Source organism: Mesorhizobium sp. M0174, assembly GCF_040322275.1.
GTDB lineage: Bacteria > Pseudomonadota > Alphaproteobacteria > Rhizobiales > Rhizobiaceae > Mesorhizobium.
Genome location: NZ_JAMYTB010000001.1, coordinates 622495 through 635038, shown reverse-complemented (window position 1 = coordinate 635038; position 12544 = coordinate 622495). Strand labels below are relative to the sequence as shown.

Annotated in this window: 11 protein-coding genes; 8 read left to right on the top strand and 3 right to left on the bottom strand. The window is 59.0% G+C overall.

All coding sequences use genetic code 11. The annotated features are described in order from the left end of the window. The first annotated feature begins 207 nt into the window (after positions 1 to 207). From nifB to NKJ13_RS03100, 8 genes are all read left to right on the top strand, one after another. Positions 208 to 1686, top strand: a complete 1479-nt coding sequence (nifB, locus tag NKJ13_RS03135; protein WP_352777064.1) for a nitrogenase cofactor biosynthesis protein NifB — start codon at positions 208 to 210, stop codon at positions 1684 to 1686. A 31-nt stretch (positions 1687 to 1717) separates the two neighbouring features. Next, positions 1718 to 1912, top strand: coding sequence for a 4Fe-4S dicluster domain-containing protein (locus NKJ13_RS03130; RefSeq protein ID WP_023678248.1), 195 nt, complete (start codon positions 1718 to 1720; stop codon positions 1910 to 1912). Positions 1913 to 2011: 99 nt separating this feature from the next. Further along, positions 2012 to 2332: a nitrogen fixation protein NifZ gene (locus tag NKJ13_RS03125; protein ID WP_352491475.1), complete on the top strand. Its 321-nt coding sequence runs from the start codon at positions 2012 to 2014 to the stop codon at positions 2330 to 2332. Further along, on the top strand, positions 2329 to 2541 hold the full coding sequence (nifT, locus tag NKJ13_RS03120; RefSeq protein WP_023678250.1) for a putative nitrogen fixation protein NifT: 213 nt from the start codon (positions 2329 to 2331) through the stop codon (positions 2539 to 2541). Before NKJ13_RS03125 ends, nifT begins: the two co-directional genes overlap by 4 nt. A 33-nt stretch (positions 2542 to 2574) precedes the next feature. Further along, positions 2575 to 3480, top strand: coding sequence for an SIR2 family NAD-dependent protein deacylase (locus tag NKJ13_RS03115; RefSeq protein WP_352777062.1), 906 nt, complete (start codon positions 2575 to 2577; stop codon positions 3478 to 3480). 73 nt (positions 3481 to 3553) lie between these two features. Then, on the top strand, positions 3554 to 5422 hold the full coding sequence (locus NKJ13_RS03110; RefSeq protein ID WP_352777061.1) for an ABC transporter ATP-binding protein: 1869 nt from the start codon (positions 3554 to 3556) through the stop codon (positions 5420 to 5422). Then, complete coding sequence (locus NKJ13_RS03105) at positions 5422 to 7317, top strand: ABC transporter ATP-binding protein (protein ID WP_352720351.1); 1896 nt, start codon at positions 5422 to 5424, stop codon at positions 7315 to 7317. Before NKJ13_RS03110 ends, NKJ13_RS03105 begins: the two co-directional genes overlap by 1 nt. Before the next feature lie 159 nt (positions 7318 to 7476). After that, on the top strand, positions 7477 to 7680 hold the full coding sequence (locus NKJ13_RS03100; protein WP_352777060.1) for a hypothetical protein: 204 nt from the start codon (positions 7477 to 7479) through the stop codon (positions 7678 to 7680). Positions 7681 to 7926: 246 nt separating this feature from the next. On the opposite strand, the gene NKJ13_RS03095 is transcribed toward NKJ13_RS03100, so the two are convergent. From NKJ13_RS03095 to nifA, 3 genes are all read right to left on the bottom strand, one after another. Beyond that, positions 7927 to 8967 carry an LLM class flavin-dependent oxidoreductase gene (locus NKJ13_RS03095; protein ID WP_352777058.1) on the bottom strand — a complete coding sequence of 347 codons (1041 nt, stop codon included), beginning with the start codon at positions 8965 to 8967 and terminating at the stop codon, positions 7927 to 7929. Positions 8968 to 9058: 91 nt separating this feature from the next. Continuing rightward, positions 9059 to 10198, bottom strand: a complete 1140-nt coding sequence (gene hisC / locus NKJ13_RS03090; protein ID WP_352777057.1) for a histidinol-phosphate transaminase — start codon at positions 10196 to 10198, stop codon at positions 9059 to 9061. A gap of 235 nt (positions 10199 to 10433) precedes the next feature. Continuing rightward, the gene (gene nifA, locus NKJ13_RS03085; RefSeq protein WP_502901873.1) at positions 10434 to 12206 is read right to left on the bottom strand and encodes a nif-specific transcriptional activator NifA; all 1773 of its coding nucleotides are present in this window, start codon (positions 12204 to 12206) and stop codon (positions 10434 to 10436) included. Between the last annotated feature and the right edge of the window lie 338 nt (positions 12207 to 12544).

Here is a 12544-nt window from a genome sequence, read left to right as displayed (position 1 = left end):
GTAGTCTCCCTCACACTCTTCGCGCCCAAGGCTGGTAGCCTTCGCAACCCGATTTGCTTGTCCACTGTCGGAAGCCCGACAAAGGTGTGTCGGAGCAATCCGACGGAATCCGACACGAAAGCCAATTCGTGAACCAAACCCGCTCTTTGAGCTGGCATAGCTCTTGCGGTTTGAACTGCGACATTCACCCAGCAACGGAGCCGTTCGATGTCCGCACCGGCAATTTCGCTTGAGAGCCTCAGCACGACGTTCGATGACCAGTTGCTTGCCACCGTGAAAGCCGGTGGCTGCGCGTCTTCGTCCTGCGGCTCGTCGATAAAGCCGGACGACATGGATCCGGCTATCTGGGAAAAGATCAAGGATCACCCCTGCTTTTCAGAAGAGGCGCATCACTATTTCGCGCGCATGCACGTCGCGGTCGCGCCCGGCTGCAATATCCAGTGCAACTACTGCAATCGCAAATATGACTGCGCCAACGAAAGCCGGCCTGGGGTCGTCTCCGAAAAGCTGACGCCCGACCAGGCGCTACGCAAGGTGGTCGCGGTCGCCAACGAGGTGCCGCAGCTCTCCGTGCTCGGCATCGCCGGACCTGGCGATGCCTGTTACGACTGGAAGAAGACGAAGGCAACGTTCGAACGAGTTGCCAGGGAAATCCCAGACATCAAGTTTTGCATCTCCACGAATGGGCTCGCGCTGCCGGACCATGTCGATGAGCTTGCCGACATGAATGTCGATCACGTGACGATCACCATCAACATGGTCGACCCTGAGGTCGGTGCAAAGATCTATCCTTGGATCTTTTACGACCATCGCCGCTACGTCGGCATCGAAGCCGCCCGGATCCTGCACGAGCGGCAGATGTTGGGTCTGGAGATGCTGACCGCGCGCGGCATTCTCACCAAAATCAATTCGGTGATGATCCCCGGCGTGAACGATGAGCATCTAATCGAGGTGAATAGATGGGTCAAGGAGCGAGGCGCGTTCCTGCACAACCTCATGCCGCTGATTTCGGACCCGGCGCACGGCACGCACTACGGACTGAGCGGGCAACGCGGCCCAAACGCAATGGAGATGAAGGCTCTTCAGGATCGTGTCGAAGGCGGCGCCCAGTTGATGCGCCACTGCCGGCAGTGCCGGGCAGATGCCGTCGGCCTGCTCGGAGAGGATCGTGGCCAGGAATTCACAGTCGACCGGATTCCCGCCGAGGTCACCTACGATGCCGGCAATCGCAAGGCCTATCGGAAGCTGGTCGCGGAGGAGCGCCGTGATCACGTGGCGGCTAGGAGAGAAGCGATCGGATTGGTCAAGGCAGCGAGCCCCGGCAAGTCCCTTCTCTTCGCGGTGGCGACCAAGGGCGGCGGCCGCGTCAATGAACATTTCGGCCATGCGAAGGAATTCCAGGTTTATCAAGCCTCGCCGAGAGGGATCAGCTTTGTCGAGCATCGCAAGGTCGAGCAGTATTGTCTCGGCGGCTGGGGCGGAGAAGCCGCCCTCGATGGCGTCATCGCAGCGCTTGAAGGCATAGATTTCGTGCTGTGCGCCAAGATCGGAAATTGCCCGCAGGATCAGCTCGCGGACGCTGGAATCCGAGCCACCGACGCTTATGCCCATGACTATATCGAGACCGCAATCAGCGCGATTTACGCCGCCGCGTGTGGGACCCCCGCACTCGCGGCGACGGCCTGAGCTGTCTCATTCATTCGGACCAGGAGTTAAAATGGCTTTCAAGATCATCGCATCCCAATGCACCCAATGCGGCGCCTGCGAATTCGAGTGTCCCTCCGGCGCGATCAAGTTCAAAGGCGAGAGCTATGTGATCGAGCCGCAAAAGTGCACCGAATGCGAGGGGGTCTTCGATGCGCAGCAATGTGCCTCGGTATGCCCGGTGCCGAAGACCTGCGTTCCTGCGTGACGAACATTGGGCTGCCGACATGGTCGGGGATGCCTTCGCAGGACGCCTGGAACGCCTTTGTTCACAATCTGCAGCCTCAAGAGAAATCAGGGAACGGACATGTCGCTCGGACGCGAAGAGGAGGTCGAAATCCGCAGGCCTCCACGATTCATGCCGGGAGAGCGGGTACGTGCCACTCGCCACATAAAGAATGACGGCACCTATCCTGGCAGGGAGATCGGCGAAAATCTCGTGCGGAAGGGCGACGAGGGATATGTGCGCGACATTGGCACCTTTCTCCAGCAATTCTTCATCTATGCGGTCGAATGGATCGACCGTGGCACCGTCGTCGGCATGCGAGCGCGTGAACTGATGAGCCTCGACAAAGCCGAGGCGCCCTGCAGTGCTGAAAACAATACCAATGAAGGGACGGCCAGATGAAAGTCATGATCCGCAGGACCGATGCTGGCTTGTCGGCGTATGTCCCCAAAAAGGACCTCGAAGAGCCGATCATCAAGCTTGAGAAGGAAGAGTTGTGGGGCGGAACTGTGACGCTCAGGAACGGGTGGCGGCTCCTCCTACCCGATCTTCCACGGGATACGCGTCTGCCGATCACCGTCGAGGCAAGGAAGGTTTCCGAAGAGGACTGATGCTGCCCCTTGATAAGTCGGGAGGAAACGAGCATGAACACGATCCGGACATCGGGCCACCTCGTCATCGTGCGGGACAGTTTTGCCGAAAAGCTGCTTGACCTGGCGAAGAAAGCGCTCGCCGCCGATGAGGTGATCCCCTATCTCGGTCCGGGTCTTCTTGAATTCAACTGTGCGGAACCGCCTGTGCCGCATAGGCCGGAGGTCGTTGCCGCGGCACTCAATGCGCGGGCGCCAGCCCCTTCCAGGATCCGCACCAATATGTGGTCGGTTGCGCAGTTCATCGAACAGCGCCGGCATCGCCGAACGCTGCAAGCTTGGATGAGCGACATATTCGCAGCGCCGGTGGCGCCGACCCTCCTCCACGCCTGGCTCGCAAGGCTGCCGCTCTCCCTCATCATCGACAGCTGGTACGACGGCGCGATGCGCACGGCTCTCGTAGAGACCGGCCGAACGGACGTCGTCGAGATCCAGGGCGTCACGCGGGCGAACGAAATCGGTAACATTTGGACGAAAACCTACGATTTGTCCGGGAGGGAACTCGACCCCCAATCGGGGGCAAAGACGGTTCTCTATACACCTCACGGGAGTATTGGGCCGGCGCAAAACTTTCTCGTCGCAGATTCCGACTATGTCGAAGTCCTGACCGAAATCGATATACAGACGCCGATCCCAGACGTGGTGAAGGAACGGCGCATCACCCGCGGATTTTTCTTCGTTGGCTGCCGCTTCAACGATCAGATGCTGCGCACCTACGCCAGACAGATCATGAAGCGCTCCCGCGGTCCCTATTGCACGGTAATGGACGCGGAAACGCTGACCAGAAACGAAGCGCGTTTCCTTGCGGCAAGCGGAATCACGGTGATCGACATGCCAGTAAGTGAAGCCGCGGCTCGGCTTATAGGAACGGGCACTGCTGCAGGTGGTGGACAGGATTAACAATGGCGGGCCCCTTTGATGATTGGTCCTTCGGCTTGCCTCGAAGGCGCAAAATGCAGTCGGGAATACACCCGTGAGCAGTGATGCTATCGGCAGCGCAACGAACGCTCTGAATTCGTTGACCCATGTGGAAGCGGCGCGCTGGGGCCGGGATTTGAGTACGCTGTTGCGCATCACGCGTATGAATTTGCGGCATCCCTGGCAGGTCGCCTTCGCTATGGGCTCGACGGTCCTGGCGGCAATCCTCCAGTTGCTCATTCCCCAGCTTCTCGGCCGGGCCGTCGACCTGACCCAGACAGCCATCGGGGGCGGTGTCGCGGGGACCGCGGCAGGACAAGCGCTCTGGATCCCGGCTCTCCTGCTGCTCGCCGTCAGCGCGCTACGCGGCCTTTTCACGATGGCGCAGAACTATTTTGCCGAAGCCGTCGGGCATCATGTCGCGTACGAACTGCGGCTCGCCTACTACGACAAGATCCAGCGTCTCAGCTTTTCCTTTCACGACCGGGTCCATTCAGGCGATCTGATCACCATCGGAATGCTCGACCTCCAAGGCGTGCGGATGTATTTTTCCACCGCGCTCGTTCGCGTGGTCCTGCTCACCATGCTGATCGGGATCGGCGCCTACATGATGATCTCGACCGATCCCATGCTCGGCCTGGTCGCGCTGAGCTTCGTGCCTTTTGTCGCCTGGCGCTCATCGGCCACACAGCTTAGGCTGCGCGCCACCTGGCTCGACCTGCATGAGCGGCTTTCGGTACTAAGCCGCGTGATGGAGGAAAATCTCGCAGGCATCCGCGTGGTCCGCGCTTTTGCGGCTCAAGCCTATGAGATGCTGAAGTTCGACGGCGCTTCCAAGAACGCGCTCGACCTCGCCCACGACCGCGTTGACATCTACGTGCCCAGCACGTCGGCGATGACCTTGTCCTTCTTTTTCGCAATGGGATTGGTGCTCTGGATCGGTGGCAGCAAGCTCGTCGCTGGCGAGATCAGTGTCGGAACGGTGGCGACCTTCCTGACCTTCATGACAATCCTGCAAATGCCAGTCCGCCAGATCGGTCTCATGGTCAATGCCTTTGCCCGCGCTTCTAGCTGCGGTTCGCGGCTTTTCGGTCTCCTCGACCAGGAGATCACAATCAGGGATGCTCTCGAGGCCAGACCGCTCGAGATAAGCGACGGCACTCTGCGCTTCCACAATGTCTCGTTTGCGTACCCCAGCGCCGAAAACCGCGCCATTCTGAAGAACCTCAGCTTTGAGGCCCGTAGAGGCGAGACGATCGCGATCGTCGGTCCGCCGGGTTCGGGCAAATCGACGATAGCTCATCTGGTCCCCCGCTTTTATGACGTGACCGGTGGCGCCATCACGCTGGACGGCCAGGACATACGCAATGTCACCCTCGCGACGCTTCGCAAGGCGGTCGCCGTCGTACAGCAGGATGCATTCCTATTCACCACTACGATCGAGAACAACATCGCTTATGGCGATCCCTGGGCGAAGAGACAGCGAATCGAACGCGCCGGCGAATTCGCCCAGCTCCACAACTACATCCTCGGGCTCCCAGCGGGCTACGAGACGGTCGTGGGCGAACGCGGCGTCTCTCTCTCTGGCGGCCAGCGCCAGCGTCTCACGATTGCTCGCACCATGATGCTGCGCCCCTCCGTCGTCGTTTTCGACGACTCAACGGCCGCGATCGATGCCGGCACCGAGCAGCGCATCCGCGCGGCGATGCGGCGCTTCGCCAAGGATCGGGTGACGATCATCATCGCGCACCGGCTGAGTGCGCTTGTGCATGCCGATCAGATCCTTTTTGTCGATAACGGCGAAATCGTAGAACGCGGCACGCATCAAGAGCTTTTGGCGAAGCGGGGACGCTACAGGGCCCTTTACGATCTCCAGACGCGCCCGGGTCATGACAATATGACCCAGTATGGGGGCGCCCGCTGATGGCGCAGGGCCGCGCCGGCGAAGTCGAAGCCGAACGTGACGACGGTAGACGCCCTCCGCGCGCGGTTGTCGGCTCGCACCGCATCGAGGAGGAGATGTTCGGCCGGGCTTTCGACAAGAGCATCCTCCGGCGCATCTGGGCTTTCGTCCGTCCCTATCGGGCCAGGGTAGTCATCACGATTGCAGCAATGCTGATCTTCACCGGGACGCAGCTTCTCATCCCGTTGATCATCCGCTACGCGCTCGACCAGGGCATGAACCCGGCAAGGACCGATCGCTCAGCCCAGCTCGCGGCCGTCGGCGCGTTCGTTTTGGCGATTTTGGTCAATTTCGCTGCCGGCTACATGCAGGAAACCGTGGTTGGGAAAGTGGCCGAAACTGTCCTGTTCGACATCCGCCGCGCCATGTTTGGCCATCTGCAGAAGGTTTCGCTCTCCTTCATGGACAAGACCGAGGTCGGACGCCTCATGTCGCGCCTGCAAGGCGACGTCAACTCCATACAGGAATTCCTCGAAACCTCGGTATATTCCGTAGGCGATGTTGCGCTTCTCTTCGGCATCGTTTTCGTAATGCTGTGGCTCGACTTCCGCCTCGGCCTCTTGACGCTCTCGGTTCTGCCGGTCCTGGTGATCGTCCGCATTGTCTGGCTGCCGCGTGCCCGCGACGCCTTCATGGCCGCACACGAGACTAATTCCGTCGTCAACGGCGCGCTGGCCGAAGCCATTCACGGCGTGCGCACCGTCCAGTCAATGGACCGCCAGCAGGTGAATTTCATCCTTTTTGACGACAAGGCCCATGCCAACCTCAGGACCCACCTGATCGCTGCCAAATATGCACTGGTCATGGTGCCTATCGTCGATGGCCTCACCGGCCTCGCCATGGCCGCCGTTATTGTGGTCGGCGGCTCGATGGTCATGAATGGCCGCATAGATGTGGGCGTATTGGTTGCCTACCTATTTTACATCCAGCGCTTCTTTGACCCGATCCGCTCACTCACCCTGCAATATTCGGTCATGCAGCGCGCCATGGCCTCAGGCAAGCGCCTGACCGATGTGCTCGACGTCAAGATCGATGTTCAGGACAAACCCAATGCCGAGGTGCTTTCGCCCGAAATGGACGGCTCGGTCGAGTTCAGGGACGTCACCTTCGGCTACAATCCGAACCGTTCGGTGCTGAAAAATGTCTCCTTCCGGGTCAATCCCGGCGAGACGGTCGCACTGGTCGGGCCGAGCGGTTCTGGCAAATCGAGCGCGATGGCCCTGGTCCACCGCTTCTATGATGTTCAGCAGGGCCAAGTGCTGGTCGGCGGACATGATGTGCGCGATCTCACCCAGGAATCGCTCGGCCGCCAGGTCGCCATGGTGCTGCAGGAGCCGTTCCTGTTCACCGGGACGGTCTTCGAGAACATTCGATACCACAAGACGGAAGCCACGCGCGACAAGGTGATCGAGGCCGCCAAGGCGGTCGGCGCCCACGACTTCATAATGAGCCTCGCCGACGGGTATGAGACCCAACTTGGCGAACGCGGCGACAACTTATCTCTCGGCCAGCGCCAGCTTATCAGTTTCGCCCGCGCCCTCGTCGCCGACGCCAAGATCCTCGTGCTCGACGAAGCTACCGCCAACATCGATAGCTACACGGAAATGCAGATTCAGAAGGCTCTGATAAAGCTGCTTGAAGGGCGCACTGGCCTCGTCATCGCCCACCGTCTTGCCACGATCCGGGGTGCCGACCGCATCATCGTGCTTCAGAATGGCCAAGTTATTGCGACTGGCAACCACGATCAGCTAATAGCCATGGGGGGCCTGTATTCCAAACTCTACAATCTCAACTACGCCTCCTTTGACGATATTCCAGAACACGATACGACCGTACAAGCCGGCTCCCAGACCTGACGTCTTGGCGGCCTTGTGGTACTGACATTGACTTCGGGCGTGCCGGCGGACACTCAGGCCGCCGCAGACGAGGAAGCAGGCAGCATTCATGCAAAGCACTCGCGCGGATCGTGAAGACCGGCTGCGAACGATTTCCTCCAGCGTCGTTATCCGACCGCGGTGCACGCCGCGACATCGGGCGAACTCGCTGCAGGTGGTGTCGCTCGGCGTAGCAAAGCCGCTCGCGAGCGCGCCCTCAACAGCGCCGTAGCGAGTGACGGCTTTGCTACCGCCGAGCCGCTGATGAAGCTGGATGCGGGAGCCGCCACCGGCGCCGCCCCGGTCGAGAAGAACCTCTTGCGGCGGGCTATGGGCAACGACTAGCGCGAGCGCGACGAGCAGATGCGTGCCGGCATCGTGACGCGCTCGGCCATCATCTCCTTAGGATCGTGCAGTCTCACACCGTGCCCAGATGCCGGCCAACGCACAAACCTGGTAATCTGTGCCGCCGGCTCGTCGTCAGTTTGGCCTCCCTCACGATTTCCCAATCCCCACCACGTGCACGCTCGAGCAATGTGAGGGAGCGCTGTTACAACGATTTACCTTCGGATCAGACCGCGAATTTCATGGTCAGCCAAGTCGAGCCATGATTTCGGATTGAATGGTCGTCGCGGTGTATAGGGAAGCATCTAGCGGCAGATTCCCAAATGCCAGTTGACAAAGAAGGTAGTTAGCACCTGCCTCTTCCAACTGACTGAGCAGAGCTTCTCGCACAGACGCTGCTGATCCTACCACGCACAATTCACTCTCGACTGCCGCATCGAAGGTCAGCGGCAGGTTGGGTGGAGTGGGGATAGCGTTAAGCTCGTAAAGGAATTGGAAGCTCTTGAGCCATCGTTCGTAAGCAGGTGCCGCGAGCGAATAGGCATGTGTGTCACAACGCCCAACCACGACCATGCGGAGCAATCCAATAAATGGCGCTCGATCGCCCGCGCCAGTGTTGTCCTCTTGATAGGCGCGGAACGCATCAGTAGTTTTGCGAACAGAAGAGGAAGGTCCTACACACGCCATATTTGCTCCATTCGCAGCGGCCCAGGCTGCGGACTCGGGTCGATTGGCGGCGACCCATGTCGGCGGATGTGGACGCTGATGAGGTCTTAGCGTCAAAGGAACGTCATTGAGCTCAAAATGGCGGCCTTGATAGCACAGCGTGCCAACCTTCATGGCATTAACAAGTATTTCAACAAGAATTTCGCTGGCTTCCGCATAGCGGCCCGGCACCGCGTCCGCACCAATCCCGAAGTAACCCAATTCGATCGGGAGAGCACCGCGCCCTATGCCCAGTTCGAGCCTGCCACCGCTCAACTGGTCCAGCATACAGATCTCTTCGAACGCACGCAGCGGATGATAAAGCGCAAGCAGCATCACCAAGGGTCCGAGACGCAGGCGCCGGGTGCGCTGGGCGACGCTCGATAAGAACAGATTCGGCGATGGACCTCTCCCATGGGGGGTACAGTGGTGCTCTGCGAGATGATAGGCATAGAACCCTAGCTGATCGCACGCCTCTGCTAATATCAGGCGATCTTCGTACTGCCGGGCGATATCGAGGCCGTCCTCGTCCAGATGATCGAAGATGCCGAAGGCTAGGTTTGAAGGAAAGACGTTTGTCACTCGATATTGTCCCTGATTTTAAAGAAAAATGTTGTCGTGCTTGGGTGACCAAGCAAGTCTAAAGATAGCAATGTGTGATATCGGATTAGCGTCAGCGTACCGAACGAGCAGAGCCTGACGCTCCCCTGCCCGTGGTGCTTGGTATGTTTAAGCTTTCAACTATATCGCGAGCGGCAGCAAGAAATGCATCCAATTGCTCTTTTGTGCCGATGCTGACGCGGATGCTATGTTCCAAACCATTGTCCGGAAAGTAGGCAACGAGTATCTTTTGCCTTTCCAAGGCTGCTTGCCACCATGAGCCGTCCTGTCCCGCTGGCACACGGGCTAGCAAGAAATTTGCGTGGGAGGGCGTTACGGAAAATCCAAGTTGCGACAGTGCGGCTGTCACTCGCTGTCGTTCATGTCTGATGTGCTTGTGGTTCTCTGCGTAGGCGCCGCGATGCGCAAGCACGCTGATACCAACCGCATGCCCGATCACGTTCATGTTGAAGACGTTCTGGATGTTGCGCAGCCTGCCAATAATCTCAGGGTGACCGAAACCGAAACCGACGCGAATGCCGGCGGCGGCATAGCTCTTCGAAAATGTTCTCAAGATCAGAAGGTTCGAATAACGGTTGATGAGGCGCAGCCCGTGATCGGGTGCAAAGTCGACGTAGGCCTCATCAAGGACGACCAGGCGATCCGATTGTGCCACGAGGCGTTCGATATTGCTTATCGAGAGGAATGTTCCGGTCGGATTGTTTGGATTGGCCACCAGAATGAACTTGGCGTCTTTTGCCGGACCGGAAAGCAATTGCTCCATTGGCAGCGAATGAGTTTGACATCCGATCTCGAGAAACTCAGCACCATGCAACATGGCAAGTTTGCGGTTGAACGAAAACCCTGGCGATATCATCGCCACCTTGTCGCCAGGGGCGAGGAAAGCTCTGTAGATGAGTCCGAGCAGTTCAGACGACCCGTTGCCTGCGATGACCTGATCCGTGGATACCGCATAGGTATTGGACGCTGCTTCCCTCAAGCTGATGTTATCGTCGTCCGGATACAGATACTGGCGATTGAGGGCCGCCACTGCACTTTGCATTATGATTGGCGGCAACGGAAACGGGTTCTCATTCGTATTCAGCTTGACAAAACTTTCGTCCGGCGCTGGTCCGTTGGACGGCAGAGCATCTAACTGTCGCGTCCCTTGCGGAAGAGACGAAAGCACAGCTTGCAGTTTTGCATCGGACATATTTTATCTCCGTTTCAGTCGCACAGGGGCATCCGTATGAGCTCGCAACGAGAGCAACATGGCGGACGGATTGACGATGGCAGCGTCGCCTTTCACAAGATGGTCGCAACGCCGGCTGCCACGGGAATTCGGCCAGGCTGTCCTCGGTCGGATCGACTTGACGCGGACGCGGATCTGCATCCCTGCGCGGGCCAAGCCGCTAAGCGGTCTCAGCTAATCCGCCTGAGTCATGCTTTCACAGACGCTTGACCTCGATGCCGTATTTCCTCAGCACGTAGCCAATCTGGCGCGGGGTCAGTCCAAGCAGGCGCGCCGCCTTTGCCTGCACCCAGCCACATCTTTCCATGGCAGCAATGACGCGCTCGGCGTCGGTGGTCCTCGCGCCCAATGAGTGGGTTGCTCCGGCAGGCGGGACTGAGGTGGCGGCCGAACGAGCGGCCGCATCCGGCGGCGTGGCCGGATTCACTGCCTCTGGGAGGATTGGCGCTGGTTGCAGCGCGGCCTTGCCCGATCTGCTCTTCCGCAGCGCCTCGGCAAAGCATTGGTCGTGGGAGCACGCAAAGTCGTTTCTCCCGATTGATCGTCCCTCCGCCAGGATCGCTGTCCGGTGCACGCAATTTTCAAGCTCGCGAATGTTGCCGGGAAATTCACATTTCATCAGTACTTCAATCGCACGCGGATCGAAGGTCAGCGTACGGCCGTTCTCATCGTTGAAATTCTTGAGAAACTCAGCTGCGAGGAGCGGAATATCGCTGCGCCTTTGGCGTAACGCCGGCACCAGCAAGGGAACCACGTTGATGCGATAATATAGGTCGGCGCGGAACTCATTCCTTGCAACCGCCTCTTCAAGGTTCCTGTTCGTGGCGGCAATCACGCGAACGTCGACCTTGATGGTCTGGTTGCTGCCGACGCGCTCAAACTCCTGCTCCTGCAGCACGCGCAGTAGCTTTGCCTGGAAGGAGGCCGAGATCTCGCCGATCTCATCCAGAAACAACGTCCCCTTGTCGGCGAGCTCAAAGCGACCCTTGCGGGAATTGAACGCGCTTGTGAAGGCACCCTTCTCATGACCGAACAATTCGGATTCCAGGACTGTCTCTGGCAGCGCTGCACAATTGAGTTTGATGAAGGGCCGCTTGGCGCGCGGCGACAACTCGTGAATTGCCTTCGCGACCAGCTCCTTCCCGGTACCGGATTCGCCTCGCAACAGAACCGTGGTCTTTGCCTTAGCTACCACTGCGATCTTCTCGAGCAGCGCGCTTAGCGCCGGACTGTCGCCAATCATTCCCTTGACGTGAACCTTCTTGCGCTGCGGTGCAGGGTGCTTGACATCAGAGAATTGCGTTTGCAGCCGATCTTCCACCTCCGTCGGTCGTTCGCGGTCGCCCGCGGAGAAGCGGTGCAACTTGACTGTCTGTCCCACCATGTTGGCTATCATGGTGAGCAGCCGGACATCATAATCGAGCCGATACGTTGACCTGCTGTCCAAGGCGCGGTCGATAGTCAGCGTGCCTACGGCGTTCCCATCAACACGAATGGGAACGCCGATGAAGGACACGGTGTCGGAGGCCCCAAGCACCTCTATGTCAGCGGCAGTGAAGGCCGAATGCACCGCTATGTTCTCGGCGACGAGCGGCGTGTCCGTCGTCACAATCAGATCGATTGCCTTGCGCGGCAGGCGCATCCGGGAGCGCTCATCGCTGTTCTCGTCGCAGCCGGTGACTACGGTGATGTCCAGTACGCCCTCAGCGTCGAAGAGAGCGATGATGCCGTGCCGCATCTGCACAAACGAGGGCAGGAGATCGACGACCATGGCCAACGTGACTTCGAGCCGGGCGGGGTCGGTGAGTACTTTCGATATTTCGAAGATGCCGGTAAGCGCGTGCTCGTGCGATGGCACAAAAGGGACCGCGGTGTTCATCTCGGACTTTGGGTAAGCCCTTTTCGCATCCGGAAGCGAAATGCGGCACTCGCTGGCATTTTGTTCTGATTTGGGAATGTTGTGGTGCATATGATCCTCGATCTCGCGCCATGAAATGCATGCCGGCGGCATGTGCGCCCGCGACGTCGCGGGCAAGCGCGAAAATGCTCTGACGTGAACTCGTGCCACCGCCGTGTGGTCGAGTGCAAAGCGGGTCGACCCCTGACGCATCGCTTGGCTCTCCCTCCACGAAGCTTGGCCACGTTCTCGGCTTGCACGGGGGCAACCACACGTTGATTTTCAAAAGACTGGAGCGAGGCGGGATAGTCAATCGAGCTTTCTTTCATTCGTGAAAGGAAACCTCGCGGCCTATGATAGAATTCATCAGTTCTAATTTTTGTCGGCGATGTTGAACGACAGAAATACGG